The 17,554-nt window shown below is 64.3% G+C and carries 18 protein-coding genes; 8 read left to right on the top strand and 10 right to left on the bottom strand.

Features of this window, described 5'->3' with window-relative positions:
- The first annotated feature begins 5 nt into the window (after positions 1-5).
- Positions 6-1,109 (top strand): branched-chain amino acid aminotransferase, encoded by a 1,104-nt coding sequence (locus ACQR3T_RS20090; protein ID WP_428694619.1) that lies wholly within the window; start codon positions 6-8, stop codon positions 1,107-1,109.
- Here ACQR3T_RS20090 and ACQR3T_RS20095 read toward each other — a convergent pair.
- The 4 genes from ACQR3T_RS20095 to ACQR3T_RS20110 are packed head-to-tail and all read right to left on the bottom strand — an operon-like array spanning position 1,106 to position 4,201.
- Positions 1,106-1,867, bottom strand: coding sequence for an adenosylcobinamide-GDP ribazoletransferase (locus ACQR3T_RS20095; RefSeq protein ID WP_428694620.1), 762 nt, complete (start codon positions 1,865-1,867; stop codon positions 1,106-1,108). The two genes, ACQR3T_RS20090 and ACQR3T_RS20095, sit on opposite strands and share 4 nt — an antisense overlap.
- A gap of 2 nt (positions 1,868-1,869) precedes the next feature.
- Entirely contained in the window at positions 1,870-2,970 is a 1,101-nt protein-coding gene (cobT, locus tag ACQR3T_RS20100; RefSeq protein ID WP_428694621.1) for a nicotinate-nucleotide--dimethylbenzimidazole phosphoribosyltransferase, read from the bottom strand.
- Positions 2,967-3,536 carry a bifunctional adenosylcobinamide kinase/adenosylcobinamide-phosphate guanylyltransferase gene (cobU, locus tag ACQR3T_RS20105; RefSeq protein ID WP_052077712.1) on the bottom strand — a complete coding sequence of 190 codons (570 nt, stop codon included), beginning with the start codon at positions 3,534-3,536 and terminating at the stop codon, positions 2,967-2,969. Before cobU ends, cobT begins: the two co-directional genes overlap by 4 nt.
- A 5-nt stretch (positions 3,537-3,541) precedes the next feature.
- Positions 3,542-4,201 carry a DUF3043 domain-containing protein gene (locus tag ACQR3T_RS20110; protein WP_428694622.1) on the bottom strand — a complete coding sequence of 220 codons (660 nt, stop codon included), beginning with the start codon at positions 4,199-4,201 and terminating at the stop codon, positions 3,542-3,544.
- Positions 4,202-4,302: 101 nt separating this feature from the next.
- Here ACQR3T_RS20110 and ACQR3T_RS20115 point away from each other — a divergent pair, with 101 nt between their 5' ends.
- From ACQR3T_RS20115 to ACQR3T_RS20125, 3 genes are all read left to right on the top strand, one after another.
- Entirely contained in the window at positions 4,303-5,376 is a 1,074-nt protein-coding gene (locus ACQR3T_RS20115) for a glycerate kinase family protein (protein ID WP_428694623.1), read from the top strand.
- Between the two features lie 66 nt (positions 5,377-5,442).
- Positions 5,443-5,808 carry a HesB/IscA family protein gene (locus ACQR3T_RS20120; protein WP_032379078.1) on the top strand — a complete coding sequence of 122 codons (366 nt, stop codon included), beginning with the start codon at positions 5,443-5,445 and terminating at the stop codon, positions 5,806-5,808.
- Between the two features lie 103 nt (positions 5,809-5,911).
- Positions 5,912-6,886 carry a carbohydrate kinase family protein gene (locus ACQR3T_RS20125; protein ID WP_032379077.1) on the top strand — a complete coding sequence of 325 codons (975 nt, stop codon included), beginning with the start codon at positions 5,912-5,914 and terminating at the stop codon, positions 6,884-6,886.
- Between the two features lie 91 nt (positions 6,887-6,977).
- Here ACQR3T_RS20125 and asnB read toward each other — a convergent pair whose 3' ends face one another.
- Complete coding sequence (asnB, locus tag ACQR3T_RS20130; RefSeq protein ID WP_428694624.1) at positions 6,978-8,906, bottom strand: asparagine synthase (glutamine-hydrolyzing); 1,929 nt, start codon at positions 8,904-8,906, stop codon at positions 6,978-6,980.
- Between the two features lie 224 nt (positions 8,907-9,130).
- On the opposite strand from asnB, the gene ctaC reads away from it, so the two are divergent.
- Both ctaC and ACQR3T_RS20140 read left to right on the top strand, forming a co-directional pair.
- Entirely contained in the window at positions 9,131-10,210 is a 1,080-nt protein-coding gene (gene ctaC / locus ACQR3T_RS20135; RefSeq protein WP_032379552.1) for an aa3-type cytochrome oxidase subunit II, read from the top strand.
- 18 nt (positions 10,211-10,228) lie between these two features.
- Positions 10,229-10,645, top strand: coding sequence for a cytochrome c oxidase subunit 4 (locus tag ACQR3T_RS20140; protein ID WP_032379075.1), 417 nt, complete (start codon positions 10,229-10,231; stop codon positions 10,643-10,645).
- 165 nt (positions 10,646-10,810) lie between these two features.
- Here ACQR3T_RS20140 and ACQR3T_RS20145 read toward each other — a convergent pair whose 3' ends face one another.
- The 5 genes from ACQR3T_RS20145 to ctaE form a co-directional block, all read right to left on the bottom strand.
- The gene (locus ACQR3T_RS20145) at positions 10,811-11,086 is read right to left on the bottom strand and encodes a helix-turn-helix domain-containing protein (RefSeq protein WP_032379074.1); all 276 of its coding nucleotides are present in this window, start codon (positions 11,084-11,086) and stop codon (positions 10,811-10,813) included.
- 236 nt (positions 11,087-11,322) lie between these two features.
- Positions 11,323-13,098, bottom strand: coding sequence for a cytochrome bc1 complex cytochrome b subunit (gene qcrB, locus ACQR3T_RS20150; protein ID WP_428694625.1), 1,776 nt, complete (start codon positions 13,096-13,098; stop codon positions 11,323-11,325).
- The gene (qcrA, locus tag ACQR3T_RS20155) at positions 13,095-14,273 is read right to left on the bottom strand and encodes a cytochrome bc1 complex Rieske iron-sulfur subunit (RefSeq protein ID WP_052065861.1); all 1,179 of its coding nucleotides are present in this window, start codon (positions 14,271-14,273) and stop codon (positions 13,095-13,097) included. The genes qcrB and qcrA overlap by 4 nt, the downstream gene beginning before the upstream one ends.
- The gene (gene qcrC / locus ACQR3T_RS20160) at positions 14,270-15,118 is read right to left on the bottom strand and encodes a cytochrome bc1 complex diheme cytochrome c subunit (protein WP_032379072.1); all 849 of its coding nucleotides are present in this window, start codon (positions 15,116-15,118) and stop codon (positions 14,270-14,272) included. Before qcrC ends, qcrA begins: the two co-directional genes overlap by 4 nt.
- 83 nt (positions 15,119-15,201) lie before the next feature.
- Positions 15,202-15,813 carry an aa3-type cytochrome oxidase subunit III gene (gene ctaE, locus ACQR3T_RS20165; RefSeq protein WP_032379071.1) on the bottom strand — a complete coding sequence of 204 codons (612 nt, stop codon included), beginning with the start codon at positions 15,811-15,813 and terminating at the stop codon, positions 15,202-15,204.
- Between the two features lie 151 nt (positions 15,814-15,964).
- Between ctaE and ACQR3T_RS20170 the strand changes: the two genes are divergently transcribed.
- Both ACQR3T_RS20170 and trpD read left to right on the top strand, forming a co-directional pair.
- Positions 15,965-16,441: a hypothetical protein gene (locus ACQR3T_RS20170; RefSeq protein WP_428694626.1), complete on the top strand. Its 477-nt coding sequence runs from the start codon at positions 15,965-15,967 to the stop codon at positions 16,439-16,441.
- 50 nt (positions 16,442-16,491) lie between these two features.
- Positions 16,492-17,553: an anthranilate phosphoribosyltransferase gene (trpD, locus tag ACQR3T_RS20175; protein WP_428694627.1), complete on the top strand. Its 1,062-nt coding sequence runs from the start codon at positions 16,492-16,494 to the stop codon at positions 17,551-17,553.
- Position 17,554: the final 1 nt, after the last annotated feature.

The following is a 17,554-nucleotide window of genomic DNA, read 5'->3' on the forward strand; positions in this document are numbered from 1 at the left end:
CGGGCATGACAGGTGTTTCCGAATTCACGTACGTGCAGCATCCCTCGCCCGCTACACCGGCGGAGCGCTACGCCGTGCTTGCCGCACCAGGATTCGGAAAGCACTTCACAGACCACATGGTGTACATCGACTACACCCGAGACCGTGGCTGGCACGACGCGACGATCGCTCCGTACGGCCCGATCGAGCTCGACCCGGCGGCGATGGTGCTGCATTACGGACAGGCCATCTTCGAGGGCCTCAAGATCTACCGTCAGCCGAACGGTGACCTCTCGACGTTCCGGGTGGAGTCCAACGCCGAGCGGTTCCGGTCCTCGGCTCGCCGGCTCGCGATGCCGGAACTCTCGGACGAGCTCTTCGTCGGATCGATCGAGAAGCTGCTCGAACTCGACCACGAGTGGGTGCCCGCGGCCGGCGGTGAGGACGCGTTGTACGTCCGGCCGTACATGTTCTCCACCGAAGCCGGGCTGGGCGTGCGCCCCGCCGACTCCTACCGGTACATGCTGATCGCCTCGCCTGCGGGCGCGTACTTCCCCAGGGGAGTCAAGCCGGTGAGCGTCTGGCTGTCCACCGAATACGTCCGGGCGGCACCGGGCGGTACCGGAGCCGCGAAGTTCGCAGGCAACTATGCCGCGTCACTCCTCGCCCAGGCGCAGGCCAGCGACGAGGGATGCGATCAGGTGGTCTGGCTCGACGCCACCGAGCGCCGCTACGTCGAGGAGATGGGCGGGATGAACCTGTTCTTCGTCTTCGGCTCGGGCTCCGATGCGCGACTGGTGACGCCATCGCTGTCCGGATCACTTCTCCCCGGCATCACGCGTGACTCGCTGCTGGCGCTGGCGACGGACGCCGGCATCCCCGTCGAAGAACGCCGAATCTCCACCGAGGAGTGGCGCAAGGGTGCCGACTCGGGCGAGATCACCGAGGTGTTCGCCTGTGGCACCGCAGCCGTCATCACCCCGGTGGGCAGCGTCAAGTCCACTGAGGGAGCATTCGAGATCGCAGGCGGCGAGCCCGGCGAGATCACCCTTGCACTGCGAGACACGCTCACCGGCATTCAGCGCGGCACGTTCGCCGATACGCACGGATGGATGACCACACTCCGCTAGCTCCCGACGAGGATGCCGATCGCGGCCAGGGCGGTGGTGGTCTCGATTCCGGCTCCGAGTACGTCGCCGGAGAGACCGCCGAAGCGTCGGACGCAGTGCCGAGTCAGAATCACGGCAAGGGCGAGCACGACGACGACCACCAGTGGTCCGTGCCACGAGCGGTCGGGCCTGATGTATACGGACATGGCCGTTGCCACGCCTGTCCACACCGCCACGAGTGCGGTCGACTGAGTGCCTGCCACCAGCGCGCCGAATCCGGTCGGTGCCGCCGCGTCGATCCCTCGGCGGCACGCGAGCACCACCGACACACGTCCGATCACCGAGACGAACACGATGGCCCACCACATGTGCAACTGAGCGAGCTGGCCCACGCTTGCAGCCTGTATCCCCAACACCAGAGCAAGCGCTGCCACTCCGAACGGGCCTGTGCTGCCGGACTTCATGACTTCTCTCGCGCGCTCGGGCGGGCCGTAGCAACCGAGTCCGTCTGCGGTGTCGGCCAGGCCGTCCAGGTGCATCCCCCTGGTCAGCAATGCAGCAGCCGCGACGCCGATCAGTCCGCTGAGCAGCGGCGACAGTCCTGTGGTGATCGACACCCACACCAGCGCCGCGCAGGTGCCGCCGAGAGCGAGACCGACGATCGGAGCACGAGCTATCGCCCGTCCGGCCGCGTGTCGATCGACGTTCTCGGGGCCGCGTACGGGCAGTACGGTCAGCCAGGAGAACGCGAGCAACAGTCCATCGGCGCGCCCGCGCACCGTCAGTGGTCTTCGGTAGTGCTGTGGACTTCGCTGTCACCGGTGCTGACACCGGAGTCGGCGAAAGTCGCCATCGAGTTCAACGTGCCGACGCCCGCACGAACCAGAGGCAGTGCCGCGAGGGCACCGGACCCTTCACCCAGTCTCATGGCCAGCTCGACGATCGGTTCGAGACGCAGATGACGCAACGCAAGTGTGTGAGCGGGCTCGGCCGAGCGGTGCCCGGCAACCCACCAGTCCCGTGCCCCGGCCGCGCCGTCCTCTGCCACCAACGCGGCCGCGGTCACCACGAGGCCGTCGAGAATCACCGGGGTGCGACGATGCGCGGCCTGTGCGAGAAACCCGGCCAGCGCCGCGAAGTCGGCACCGCCCGCTACCCGGAGCAGATCGGTCGGGTTCTTGGCGACCGGTCGCGCTCGACGCATGGCATCCCGGATTGCGGCGGTCTTCCTGATCCACCCCGCGTCGTCGATTCCGGTGCCTCGGCCCACGGCCGCAACGGGTTCGGTGTCGGTGAGGATTGCGGTCAATACTGTTGCGGGAGTTGTGTTTCCGATACCCAGATCGCCCGCGATGAGCAGATCCGCCCCACCGTCGACCTCCTCGTCTGCGATGGCTGCTCCCGCGGCGAGCGCTGCTCGAACCTCGGCTTCGCTCAGTGCATCCTCGCGGTCGATCGATCCGCTGGAACGTCGTATCTTGAACGCCGACACCGACAAATCGGTCTCGGCGTCCACCGCGATATCGACTACCCGCACCGTGGCGCCGGCGATGTCAGCGAGCACATTGACCGCCGCCCCGCCGCCGCGAATGTTCTCGACCATCTGAGCTGTCACCTCCGGCGGGTACGCAGAGACTCCATGCGCTGCGATCCCGTGATCGCCGGCGAAGACGACGACGCGCACCCGATCGAGCGAGCGTGGCGGGCAGCTGTCCTGGCACGCCGCGATCCATTCACCGAGCGTCTCCAGGCGCCCGAGGCTGCCGGCGGGCTTGGTGAGTTCACGTTGGCGATCCTCGGCGGCCGAGCGAGCCGAATCGGACGGAGCGGTCACCGGACGAAACGGCGACGACGCCGAGTCTTCTGCCGAAAGAGTTGTCACACTTCGCCTTTCGCGGTGATGAAGTCTGCCGGTGGTTCCTTGAGGGTCATCGCGAGTCCCGCGACGACCAGCAGAACCCTGTCACACACTGCAGCGAGTCGAGAGTTCAGCAGTCCGAGCTCGTCTCGGAAGAGGCGTCCGGAATGCGATTCGGGAACCACGGACAGGCCTACCTCGGGACTGACCAGCACAAGGGTGGAGGTGCAGTCCGCAACCGCCCCGACGAGATCGTCGACGGCCGGCGTGATCGTGCCGCGCGGTCGCTCCCACGCCCGAGCGTCGTCGAGCATCCCCGTCAGCCATGTTCCGAGGTCGTCGACCAAGGTAGTGCCGTCCCAGGGCTCCGAAATCGATGAAGCCAGCGCGGTCACCGTCTCGACGGTGGACCAATGCTGCGGTCTCGACGCCCGATGGAGGTCGATGCGACGCTGCCAATCCTCGTCGGTGTGGTCGCGCCTACCGGTAGCGAGGTAGCGAACCGGTTCGGTGACGGCACACGACTCGGCGTGCGCGGACTTACCGGATCGGGCACCACCGAGCACGAGGGTTCGAGTCGGTTCACCCACCGACGTCAGACAGCCGCGCCGGCGCTGACTCGCGGCTTGGGTGCGCGCATCTTGCGAATCTGGGACGCGCGGACGAAGGCGTACCACCCGATCTTGAAGCCGCCGTCCGTGGTCTCGGGGAATCGGACTCGGATCTTGTTGTTGATCATCTTGCCGAGGTAGATGCCCTCGCCGACCATGAACAGCATCATCACGAACATGCCGAGAGTGACGTACTGCTGCACCGCAGGCTGCAGGAACAGCGCGAAGATCAGGATCAGTGCGAGCGGCATGAACAACCCGACGAGATTGCGCCGCGCATCGACGATGTCGCGAACGTACGCGCGAACCGGACCCTTGTCGCGGGGGAGTAGGTACTTGTCGTCACCGGCCAGCATGCGCGCACGGCGCTCGGCTGCCGCGGCGCGGCGCTCGTTGGACGCGGCCTTGCGGTCTTCCTTGCTGCCCTTGTTCGCCTTGCGGCGCTCGCGAGCTTCTTTGCTCGTCAGGGGAGCCGGAGCGACCGGACCACGCCGACGGGACTCGGCGTCACGGCGCTTGGGTGTCGGCCGGCCCTTGCCGAGGGACACCGGAGATGCGGCCTCGTTCCCGGACGCAGTCGACTCGGATTCGTTCGAGTTCTGTTCGTCCGAATTGTCGGAGTTTCCATGGCGTAGCAGCTTCACGCATCCAGAGTATGGGATGACGTATCGATCTCGAACACCGGCCAGGTCAGCTCGCAGATCAGCAGATGCCGTTCGCATGGTGCGGCCCTAGACTTTCCACGATGCGAGTGATGATTGCGCCGGATTCCTTCGGAGACACCCTGACCGCCGCGGACGCGGCCCATGCAATCGCGAAGGGATGGGCGTCGGTTCGACAGCAGGACGAACTGGAGCTGGCCCCCCAATCCGACGGCGGTCCCGGATTCGTCGAGGTGCTGGCCTCGCGAATCGGCACTGTGCAGGTCGCCGACGTCGACGGACCGCTCGGCACCCCGGTTCGGGCACGCTGGCTGCTCGACGGCACCGCGGCATACATCGAATCAGCGCAGGCGTGCGGTCTGCATCTGCTCGACGGTCCGCCGAGCCCCCTGTCCGCACTGAAAGCCAGCAGTTACGGCGTCGGGCAACTGATCGATGCAGCGATCGGCAGCGGGGCTCGAACGATCTTCGTCGGGCTCGGCGGCAGCAGTTGCACCGACGGCGGCCGTGCACTGATTCGCGCGTTGGGTGGACTTGGATCTGCGGTCGCTCGATTGGCGGGAATCGACCTCGTTGCCGCGTCGGACGTGGAGAATCCGTTGTTGGGCGAGTGGGGTGCGGCTCGGGTGTTCGGCCCGCAGAAGGGTGCCGACGCCGATACGGTCGAAAGACTGGAGGAGCTGAACACCGACTGGGCCGCCGTTCTGTCCGCAGCGGGTCACGACGTGGCGAACCGGCCGGGTGCAGGAGCCGCGGGCGGCCTCGGTGCCGCCCTGTTCGCACTCGGCGGCACACAGCAGCCGGGGGCCGTGGTGGTGGCCGAGCGAACCGGGCAGCAGGAACTGCTCGAGACCGTCGATCTGGTGTTGACCGGTGAGGGAAAGTTCGATTCACAATCGCTGCGCGGCAAGCTGGTGACCAGAATCGCGGCCGCCGGTGGCGCGACCGGGGTGGAGACGATCGTGCTCGCGGGACAGGTCACGTTGACCGAGGACGACCTGGCCTCGGCCGGTATCGAGGCCGCACATTCGATCAGCGAGTTCGCAGGATCGGTGGAGTTGGCGATGTCCGATGCGGCGAACCAGCTCGAACTGCTCGCCGCACGTATCGCCGGCGAGGTTGCAGACTCTGCCGTGAATCCGAGGCGGCGAGCGTGAGGAATAGAGGCACCGAGAGTACGGTTGAGTAGTTCACGGGTCTTGTACGACTGATAGGGAGAGCCCATGACCGTTTCAAGCGAGACCACAACAACCGAAACCACGGCGCACAAGGTCACCATGACCGAGACCGCGTCGGCCAAGGCCAAGGCGTTGCTGGATCAAGAAGGCCGCGACGACCTCGCGCTGCGCATCGCGGTGCAGCCGGGTGGTTGTGCAGGATTGCGTTACCAGCTCTTCTTCGACGATCGAAGCCTCGACGGCGACCTCGCGGTCGACTTCAACGGCGTCACCCTCGCAGTGGACCGGATGAGCGCCCCCTACGTGGAGGGTGCATCCATCGATTTCGTGGACACGATCGAGAAGCAGGGCTTCACGATCGACAACCCGAACGCCACGGGTTCGTGCGCGTGCGGCGACTCGTTCAACTGAGCTGACCCGTTTTCGACTGTGACCGATACACGCATGCGTGTATCGGTCACAGTTGTGTCTGCCTGTCAGCAAACCAGCACCTCCATTCGAAAGGCTCTCCTTCGTGACTCTCGCGGTATCCGGCTCGATAGCGACCGACCATCTGATGCGATTCTCCGGACGGTTCGCCGAGCAGATCGTCGCCGACCAGATCTCGAACATCTCGTTGAGCTTTCTGGTCGACGACCTGGTCATCCGCAAAGGAGGAGTAGGCGGCAACATCGCCTACGCGCTCGGAGTCCTCGGCGGCTCGCCGCTGCTCGTGGGAGCTGTGGGACCGGACTTCGCCGAATACCGCAGCTGGCTCGAAGAACACGGCGTCGACTGCAGTGGCGTGAGCATCTCCGCCACCGCTCACACGGCGCGTTTCGTCTGCACCACGGACCAGGACATGGCGCAGATCGCATCGTTCTACCCCGGGGCCATGAGTGAGGCTCGCGATATTTCCATCGAAGCGCTGGCGACCCAGCACGACCTGGATCTGGTTCTGATCGGTGCCAACGACCCCGATGCGATGACAGCGCACACCGCCCAGTGCCGCGCTGCGGGCATCCCGTTCGCGGCCGACCCGTCTCAGCAGCTCGCTCGCCTCGATGCTGCACAGGCAATGGAGATGATCGACGGCGCCGCGTACCTGTTCACCAACGAGTACGAATGGGCTCTGCTCAAGCAGAAGACCGGCATGTCCGACGAAGACATCGCCTCGAAGGTGGATCTGCGTGTCACCACATTGGGCAAGCGCGGCGTGGACATCGTCACCAAGGACGGTGCGCATACCCACATCGGTGTCGTACCGGAAACCAGCAAGGTCGACCCGACCGGCGTCGGCGACGGCTTCCGCGCAGGTTTCCTCACCGCGCATCTGGCGGGCGCAAGCATCGAACGGGCAGCGCAACTCGGCTCGCTCGTCGCCGTTCTGGTGCTCGAAACCACCGGAACGCAGGAGTGGAGCCTGAACCGCGACGACGCGATCAAGCGTCTGAGCGCGGCCTACGGCACCGAGGCAGGCGAGGAGATCGGCGCGCTGTTGCCGGCCTGAGATCGGCCTCCCTCAGCGGGATCAATGCGGCTTTGTTGCAATCTGAGCGACTGGAATCCACATTGATCCCAGAGGGAGACGGGTGTACCGGTCAGATATTGACCGGGTATTCCGGTTCGGCGATCTGCGGCACGATGCGCTTCTCGACGAAGATGCCGTGCCACACCATGAAGATCAGCAGCGTCCACAGACGTCGGCTGTGATCGGATTTTCCGGCGCGATGGTCCTCGAGCGTGGCGACGATCGCTGGCTTGTTCAGCAGGTGATCGGTCTGCGAATCGGCGATCTGCTGGTGCGCCCAGTCGAAGAGTTCCGTGCCGCGCAGCCAATGGCGCAGTGGCACAGGGAATCCCAGCTTGGCGCGATGCAGTACGTGACCGGGAACGATTCCCTCGAGCGCCTGGCGCAGAGCGTACTTCGTGGTGTTCTTGGTGATCTTCTGCTCGAGCGGGAGCTTCTCGGCGACCTTGTAGACCTCGGAGTCCAGGAACGGGACTCGCAGCTCGAGCGAGTTCGCCATGGTGATCTTGTCGGCCTTGACCAGAATGTCGCCGCGAAGCCAGGTGAACAGGTCCAGGTGCTGCATGCGAGCCACCGGATCCCAGCCCTGCGACTGCGCATAGATCGGCGCAGTGACGTCCTGGTGGGTCCATTCCGGTCGGAATTCGCGCAGTACGGACCGCAGTTGTGCGTCGTTGAAGCTACGAGCGTTTCCGTAGTACCGCTCTTCGAGAGTCATCGATCCGCGGTTCAGCAGGCTTTTTCCGCGGGTACCTTCCGGAATCCGCTCGCTCAACGACCCCGCAGCGCGTCTGAGGAATGCCGGAAGAGACTCGAACGGCTTCAGTGACAGCGGCTCGCGATAGATGGTGTACCCGCCGAACAACTCGTCCGCGCCCTCGCCGGAGAGCACGACCTTCACGTGCTTGCGCGCCTCCTTGGCGACGAAGTACAGCGGTACGAGGGCCGGATCCGCCACCGGGTCGTCCAGGTACCAGACGATCTCGGGGATGGATGCTGCGAACTCCTCCGGCCCGACGACCTTGACGATGTGGCGAGCACCGATAGCAGCCGCCGACTCCGCGGCGACGTCGACCTCGGAGTACCCATCACGCTCGAAACCGGTGGTGAAGGTGATCAGATCAGGATTGTGGCGGATTGCCAGCGCCGCGATGGCCGTCGAATCGATACCGCCCGACAGGAAGGACCCGACTGTCACATCGGCGCGCATGTGCTTGGCGACCGAATCTTCGAGCGCCTCGGCGATCTCCTGGTAACGAGCCTTCTCGCTGCCGGGCGCGAAAGGTCGGACCGGAAACTTCGGCGTGAAGTATCGGGTGACCTTCGGCGCGGTACCGGGGGAGAGGGTGGCGTAGCAGCCGGATTCGAGCCGACGGATCCCCGCGTGGAGGGTCTCGGGCTCGGGGACGTACTGCAGCACGGTGTAGTGCTCGATGGCGCGCTGATCGAGATCGTCGTCGACCCCGACCAGGTCCATCAACTCGAGCACGCTCTTCTTCTCGCTGCCGAATGCGGTGCCTCCCGGGCCGGTGGCCAGGAACAACGGCTTGATGCCGAAGGGATCGCGTGCGATGAACATGTGGCGGGTCTCGGTGTCCCAGACCGCGAACGCGAACATGCCCCGCAGTCGCTGCACTGCGGCAGGACCCCAGTAGTGGAATGCGGCGACAATTGATTCGCTGTCGCCCTGTGTGGCGAACTCCGCTCCATGATCGCGCGCCAACTCCGCGCGCAACTCGAGGTAGTTGTAGATTTCGCCGTTGAAGACGAGCGCGTACCGGTTCGGGGACTCGGGCGGACCCCATCGCATCGGCTGATGCGAGTGTTCGATGTCGATGAACGACAACCGGTTGAAGCCGTAGACGACGTCGTCGTCGTGCCAGGTGCCGCCGGGCTCGTCCGGGCCCCGGTGTCGCATGCAGTGGGTTGCCGAGCTCACCAGCTCGACTCCGGCGGCGGTCGTTCCGTGAGACGTGAGTACTCCGAGCAGTCCACACACAGCGTCTGCTACCTCTTCTCGCAGTTGGGGACAATGCAGCGGTCCGAGTCTCCGCGAGTGGCGTCAGCGGGACGGCAGATCAGGAACCGAGTATGCCGCAGACACGCACGAGCGTAGGTAACGACCCAAGGATGGCTATCCGTCGGCTTTGGTCTACGCTGCGTAGTACTCGGGCATCTCCATGTGGAAGCCCTTATTCTTCAGTGGTGGGCAATCAGGAAGGCGTGAACGTGGCGCATAGTCGGATCCTTCGGCGAGCGGGGCTGACAGCATTTCTCGGTGTAGCCGCGTTGATGCTGTCGGGCTGTTCCATCAGCAGCGACAACGTACTCAATTTCGGTTTCGCCTCTGGCGTCACTCCTCAGGGGCGACGCATCGGCGACCTGTGGACCTGGTCGGTCATTGCCGCCTTGGTCATGGGCATCGTCGTGTGGGTCCTGATCTTCTGGGTGGTGCTCTTCCACCGTAAGAAGAAGAGCTCACCGGAGTTCCCCCGCCAGACGGCGTACAACGTTCCGCTGGAGCTGTTCTACACGGCCGTGCCGTTCGTGATCATTGCCGTCCTGTTCTACTTCACCGTCGTGGTGCAGAACTACGTCGACGAGAAGCAGGCCGACCCCGACGTGCAGGTCGACGTCACTGCGTACCAGTGGAACTGGAAGTTCGGCTACCGGACTATCGACCTCAAGGACGGTGCCGCCAAGTACGAGGGCACCGACGAAGAGCAGCAGGCCGCGGCGGAAGCCGCCGCTACTCCCGGCGAAGGTGCCGAGGGAAGCGAGGACGGCGAGTTCGTTCCAGGAGCGATCCATGGAGCGATCCCGCAGGACCTGTCCTACCTGCACTACAACAAGATCGAAACGGTCGGATCCAGCGACGAGATCCCGGTACTGGTTCTCCCGACCGGTAAGCGCATCGAGTTCGTGCTCGCGTCCTCGGACGTCATCCACGGCTTCTGGGTGCCGGAGTTCCTGTTCAAGCGCGACGTTCTTCCCAACCCCGAGGAGAACCACTCCGACAACGTGTTCCAGATCAGCGAGATCGAACGCGAAGGATCGTTCGTCGGTCGGTGCACCGAAATGTGTGGCACCTTCCACTCGATGATGAACTTCGAGGTTCGCGCGGTGTCACCGGACAAGTTCGAGCAGTACATCGAGCTGCGCAAGCCGGTGTCCGAGGGCGGCGAAGCGCTCACCAACGCGCAGGCGCTCGACGCCATCGGTGAGAGCCCACTCGCAACCAGTACCTCGCCGTTCGAGACCGATCGCACCGTCCGTACCGCCACTGTCGCCGAAGGCAACTGACCAAGGAAGCATGCTGATATGAAAATCGAAGCCAAGATCTTCGAGATCCTCACTGTCTTCTTCCTCCTGGTCGGCATCGTGTACGCGTTGTTCACGGGCCTGAGCCGCACCGGAGTGGAATGGGCCGGCGTCACCGCGATCTTCCTGTCGGTAGGTCTGACGTTGATCGTCGGTACGTACTTCCGGTTCGTCGCCCGACGCCTCGACACCCGCCCCGAAGACTTCGACGATGCCGAGGTCAGCGACGGCGCAGGCGATCTGGGCTTCTTCAGCCCCGGCAGCTTCTGGCCGATCGTGCTCGCCGGCGCTGCGTCCATCACGGCTCTCGGATTCGCTTTCTTCCAGCCGTGGCTCATCGCTGTGGGCGTCGTCTGCGTCATCGCAGCGGCCGCTGGTTTGGTGTTCGAGTACCACGTCGGAGCCGAGCGCCACTGATTGCCTTCGTCAGAAAAGGGCCCCGATCGTTCGCGAGAACGATCGGGGCCCTTTTTTGTACCCGTGTGAGTTCAAGAGCCTCCGCGACGGCACGTGTAGCGATGACGGCCCAAATAAGGTGCGCGACGAGGGGTGGGGGGCGACCAGGAGTGGGCGTCCGCGACGTCAGGAGGCGTCGGCCTCGGAGTGTCTCGCTATCGAGTCCGAGGTCGAGTCCGCCAAGGCGTCCAACGAGATGCTCAGCGCCTCGCACAGGGCCGCGACGGTGAAGAATGCTGGAGTCGGTATGCGTCCGGTCTCGATCTTTCTGAGCGTCTCGACCGAGATGCCGGCAGCGTCGGCGACATCGGTCATGGTGCGGCTGCCTCGGTAACGACGCAGTGTTGCGCCGAGCCTGGCACCGCGAGCGAGTTCGCCGGGGGTGAGGGGGATTCGGACCATGTGCCGATAGTAATACCGGTGAGGCCGATCTGTTGCGACCCAGTGGTGCACTCGCACTGAGACGGTCCGCCGACTGTTCGAGCTCGGCGTGTGGGGACGCCGGAGGCCGGGGGAGGGGAGAGGCACGAAGGTCCCTGTCCGTCGTGTGTGGACGCTTCGTCTTGTCCAAGTGCAGTGGACGCAAAGAAGGGCGGCACCGTTGCCGGTGCCGCCCTTCTATCGTGCTGTGTCAGATATCAGTGATCGCTGTCGCTGTCCTGACGACCCGACGTGATCGCCGCGTCTTCGTGCCCGTTGCCATTCGCGTGGCCGTTGCCGTTGCCGTTCGAGTGGCCGTTGCCGTTGGAATGGCCGTTGCCGTTCGAGTGGCCGTTCGAGTGGCCGTTCGAGCCGTTGCCGAGAATTCCCGCCTGGTAGTTGCGAAGCATCGCGAGCTGCTCGTGTTCGCCCTTGTGCATTGCATCTTCGAGTGCCTTGCTCTGAGCAACTGGGTCCGGGGTGAACAACGATCCGGAGCCGGGCTTACCGGCCGAGCCGAGCTTGTTCATCTTCTTGGGTACCGGTGCGCCCTGGTAGTCGAGAGGAACCGGATGTCCGTGATCGTCGACCGGTCCCAGCGGCTGGTGGATTTCCACGTACTGGCCGTGCGGGAGGCGCTTGATGATTCCGGTTTCGATTCCGTGCTCGAGTACCGCCCGGTCGCTGCGCTGCAGACCGATGCAGAACCGGTAGGCAACGAAGTAGGCGATCGGAGGCAGAATTAGTACGCCGATTCGACCGATCCAGGTCATGGCGTTGAGCGAGATGTCGAACTTGTACGCGATCAGGTCGTTGACGCAGGAGAGCGTCAGGACGACGTAGAACGCGATGGACATCGCGCCGATGGCCGTACGGACCGGCACATCGCGGGGACGCTGCAGCAGGTTGTGGTGTGCAGTGTCGCCGGTGAGGCGCTTCTCGATCCACGGGTAGGCGATCATGACCGTGAATACCAGACCCATGATCACTGCCACCCAGAACACGGCCGGGATGGTGTAGCGACCGGCGATGTAGATGTCCCATGCGGGCCAGAGTCGAGCCAGGCCGTCGGTCCACATCATGTAGAAGTCGGGCTGCGAACCTGCCGAGACCTGCGACGGGTTGTACGGACCCAGATTCCAGATCGGGTTGACCTGAAGCAGACCACCCATTGCTGCGAGGACACCGAACGTCACGGCGAAGAATGCGCCGGACTTGACCGCGAAGACCGGGAGAATACGAACGCCGACGACGTTCTTCTCGGTACGTCCCGGTCCGGGGAACTGCGTGTGCTTCTGATACCAGACCAGGGCGAGGTGAGCTGCGATCAACGCCAGGATGATTGCCGGCAGCAGCAGGACGTGAGCCACGTACAGGCGAGGAATGATGATGGTGCCCGGGAAGTCGCCGTCGAAGATCAGCCAGTGCATCCACGTTCCGACGATCGGGATACTCATCGTGATGCCGGAGAAGGCGGCGCGAAGTCCGGTGCCCGAGAGCAGGTCGTCGGGGAGGGAGTATCCGAAGAAGCCCTCGAACATCGCCAGGATCAGAAGCAGGCAGCCGATGACCCAGTTGGCCTCGCGGGGGCGACGGAACGCACCCGTGAAGAAGATGCGGGCCATGTGCACGATGATCGACGCGGCGAACATCAGTGCAGCCCAGTGGTGGATCTGGCGCATGAACAGACCACCGCGGACCTCGAACGAGATGTCGAGGGCAGTGGCGTACGCACGAGACATCGTCACACCGTTGAGCGGGGTGTACGCGCCCTGGTACACGACCTCGCTGAGCGACGGATCGAAGAACAGGGTGAGGAAGACGCCGGAGATCAGCAGGATCACGAAGCTGTAGAGCGCGATCTCACCGAGCAGGAACGACCAGTGGGTGGGGAACACCTTGTTGATCTGACGGCGCAGTCCCGGTGCCAAGTGGTAACGACTGTCTACGTCGTCGGCCTGCTTGGCTGCGAGAGTTTGCAGTGAAGGACTCATGAATCACGCTCCGGTCGACGTTCCCAGAAGGCGGGACCCAGTGCTTCGTGGAAATCGGCTTGTGCCACTAGGTATCCCTCCTCGTTGACTGTGATGGGAAGCTGGGGCAGCGCGCGCGCGGCCGGTCCGAAGATCGGCTTGGCGTACTCGAGCGCGTTGAACTGCGACTGATGGCAAGGGCAGAGAATGCGGTTTGTCTGCTGCTCGAACAACGATGTCGGGCAACCCAAGTGCGTGCAGATCTTGGAGTAGGCGTAGTAGTCGCCGTAGTTGTAGCTTTCCTGGCCCTTGCGCTTGACGACCGTGCTGGCATCGTCGGGACGCAGGCGGATGAGCATGACGGCGTTGCGAATTCCGCGCAGAGACACGAGGAGTTCGTGCTCGCTCTCGCGGTCCGATTCGCGGAACGGGAAGACAGTCTCCATGGCACCAGCGTCCAAGTCCTCGGGCCGAACGAGAACGACATCTTCCGGTCGCCCGGTGTCTCGTCGGAGGTAGATGGTCTCTCCATCGTAGCGAGGAGTCCAGCCGGATACCCACAACGGAGAATCTTCGCCCTTGGCCCAAGGGTTCTTGATCAGGCCGCCGAGCGGGAGCAGTGCCATGATGCCGAGTGCGCCACCGCCGAAGAACAGGGAACGCTTGATCACCTTGCGGCGACCGATGGTCGACGTGTCGAGAGAGTCGCCCAGTTCGGCCACCAACGTCTTGCGGTCCGTCTCCGACGAACTTCCGTCGTGGCGATCCTGAATGGAGACCTCTTCGGGAATGAACTTCTTGGTGAACTGCACCGCACCGACGCCGACGGCGAGGATTGCCAGACCCATCGTGCCGCCGATCAACGGCGTGTACAGCGAGTAGAGGTGGTAGTTCTCGTCGCCGATTCCGGCGTACTGCCAGGGCCAGAACAGGTAGACACCGATGAACGCGACAGCCGAGAGACCGGCGATGGCGAACCAGATCGCCACACTGCGCTCGGCGCGCTTCTCCGCCCGGGTGCCCTCGACGGCCCAGCGGTTTCTGCGGAAAGCGACGTCGACGCCATCGAGGTTGGTACCGAGCTCGACCAGCTGGTCGCGGCTCAGTGAAGCCAGTTCCTCGTCGGTGTACTTCTTGTCGGCATCCACACCACTGGTGTTTGCCGCGTCCTTGCGGCCGGAATCGCCGTCGCTCATGACCTAGCTCCGATCCACAGTGTTGCGCCGACGACTGCGGCGATTCCGACAACCCAGAGTGCAACCATCTCGGTACCGGGACCGAAGCCCGCGAGACCCCAACCGCCCGCGGCCTTGGTTTCTTGAGCTGACTTGACGTACGCGATGATGTCCGACTTCTCCTCGATCGTCAGCTGACGGTCGGAGAACTTGGGCATGTTCTGGGGACCGGTGACCATCGCGGTGTAGATCTCCTGCTCGTTCGCAGGACCGAGGTCGGGCGCGAACTTGCCTGAGGACAGGGCACCGCCCTGGCCGGTGAAGTTGTGGCAGGACGCACAGTTCAACCGGAACAGCTCACTGCCACGTGCGATGTCGTCGCCGCGCAGAGATTCCTGGGCAACCTCGCCGTTGTCGTCGAGGATGACCGTGGGTCCGCCGCCGTTGGCCTGAATGTAGGCACCGAGGGCGTCGATCTGCTTGTCGTCGAACTTCGGCGGCTTGCGGAGTGCCTGCGCCTCGTTACGCGCGGCAGGCATACGGCCACTGGACACCTGGAAGTAGACAGCCGCTTCGCCGACGCCGATGAGGCTCGGTCCGCGATCCTGAACGCCCTGCAGGTTGGCACCGTGGCACGTCACGCACGACGTGTCGTAGAGCTGCTTACCTTCGCGAATGAGCGCAGCCGAGTCGGTGTCGGCGGTAGCGACCTGCGGAGTCGGTGTGAGGGCCGAAGCGAGGAAACCCGCGCTCAGAAGGCCCATCATCAGAACGAGAGCACCTGTGATGCGTCGGCGCGTCTTACGCTGCCGTCGCGTTTTGGCGGCGGCCTTGTCGACGGATGCTGCTGGGGGAGATGTACTCATCTTCTATCCCTTGTCGTGTCGGGACGGACCGAACGTCGGGGGCTGAATCCGTTCGTTCGTTATCTTTGGCGTGCTGACTGTCACTAGCGGATGAAGTAGATAGTCGCGAAGAGGGCAATCCAGACGATGTCGACGAAGTGCCAGTAATACGAGACGACGATGGCGGCGGTGGCCTGCGCGGGAGTGAACTTGCTGACCAGAGTTCTGGTGATCAGGAAGACGAACGCGATGAGTCCGCCGATCACGTGCAGTCCGTGGAAGCCGGTCGTGATGTAGAAGACCGATCCGTACACGCTGCTCGACAACGTCGTGCCCTCGTGCACCAGGTGGTAGTACTCGTACGCCTGGCCGGACACGAAGAACGCGCCCATGGCCAGCGTGATGATGTACCACCGTCGAAGGCCGAAGACGTCTCCGCGCTCAGCGGCGAACACGCCCAGCTGGCACGTGAACGACGACGCGATCAGCACGGCCGTCACCGGTACGGCCAGAGTGAGGTTCAACTCGGTCGGTTCCGGCGGCCAATTTCCGTTCGCCTGGGCTCGCGCGACGAAGTACATCGCAAACAGCCCGGCGAAGAACATGAGTTCACTCGACAGCCACACGATCGTGCCGACGCTGACCATATTGGGACGGTTCAGCGAGTGCACGCGTTGGGTGATTGCCGATCCTTGAGTCCCTACAGCGCTCGTCACAGAAAGAAGTATGACCCGTCGTAGTACGGAAGGCATATCCGGGTCCGCTCTGGGCGCGTCGCAACACAACGAATCCAGGAGCGTCCTTGTTCCCACGCTGGTCAGGAGGGCTGTACGGGCCGGTAGGGTCCAGTCGTGCAAGGCTGGCCTCATGGCAAAGAGCACCGAAGGTGGGTGGTTTCGGCGGCTGTTCTCACGGTCGACCGCAGAACGTCTGGACCCCACGCGCGAGGATCTGGTGATAGTGGCGAGTTGCTTCGACGACGCACAGGCGTGTTCGGCTGTGCTCGACGACGCAGCCCGAACTTCGCCGGTATGGACGGAGGCGTCGGATGTGTTGCTTCGGCATCATCTGCTGCTGCCTGCACACGAAGTAGAGGATGCGGCCGCGGTCGCGGCCCAGGACGATTACGAAGTGGGGCCCGCGGCCGAATTCTCGGACAGTGAGGGATACCGCCCGCACGTGGACGACGGCGTTCCACTGGTTCTGCAGCGCGTGCAGGTGCTCGACGCGCTGCATTGTTCGCAGGAGCGATCTCGGATGGCGGGCCTCGCCCAACGCCGGGGTGGCGCTGTGCTCGGGTGGGATGCTCTGCAGCCGGCACAGGCCGACCAAGCGTCTGGCTAAGCTTCCACCGCACCAAGGCCGCGGCCACGGATCGACGAACGGAACCAGCCATGAACGCACCGACCGCAGACGAGCAGCCACGAACCTGGCGTCGAATTCTCGGCGCGTTGACGACTCGTACCGACCTTTCCAGCGCAGACACCGGCTGGGCGATGGACGAGATCATGGCCGACAACGCGACGGCGGCACAGATCGCAGCGTTCGGAGTGGCCCTCAGGATGAAGGGGCCGACTCCGGCGGAGGTGAGCGGTCTCGCCGAATCCATGCTTTCGCACGCGGTGTTGGTGGACACCGATACCGACGCCGTCGACGTCGTCGGAACCGGTGGTGACGGAGCCGACACCGTCAATATCTCCACCATGGCCGCCATCGTCGTAGCGGCCAGTGGCATCCGGGTGGTCAAGCACGGCAACCGCGCGGCGTCGTCCAAGAGCGGCACGACCGACGTACTCGAAGCGCTGGGCGTCCGGGTGACTCTGGGAGCCGACGCGGTCGCGGCGAGCGTCGAGCAGGTGGGAATCGGGTTCTGCTTCGCGCCGATGCACCACCCCGCGCTGCGCTTCGCCGCGGCACCGCGCAAGGAGATAGGCATCCCGACGGTCTTCAACGTCCTGGGGCCTCTCACCAATCCGGGCCGCCCGCGCGCAGGTCTGATCGGCTGCGCCTTCGAAAGTTTGGCTCCCGTCATGGCCGACGTGTTCGCCGGCCGTGGCAGCTCGGTGCTCGTCGTGCGCGGCGACGACGGACTGGACGAGATCACCCTTTCCACCACGACAACGGTGCACGTGGTGTCCGGCGGCTCGGTGACCATCGAGACGATCGATCCACTCGACTACGGAATCGACCGGGCACCCATCGAGGCCCTCAGAGGCGGCGATGCGGAGTTCAATGCCGCAGTGGCGCATCGCGTGTTCGCCGGCGAACACGGACCGATCCGTGATGCCGTGCTGCTCAACGCCGCCGCGGCCATTGCCGCGCATCAGGGCGTCTCCGGGAACCTACACGAGCGCATCGAAGCCGGATTGGCAACTGCTGCAACGGTTGTCGACAACGGTTCCGCGTCTCGGCTACTCGCCGACTGGGCTCGCTGCACCACTGCATTGGCCGACTGAC

The sequence above is a fragment of the Rhodococcus sp. IEGM1428 genome (genome assembly GCF_050321865.1).
GTDB lineage: Bacteria > Actinomycetota > Actinomycetes > Mycobacteriales > Mycobacteriaceae > Rhodococcoides.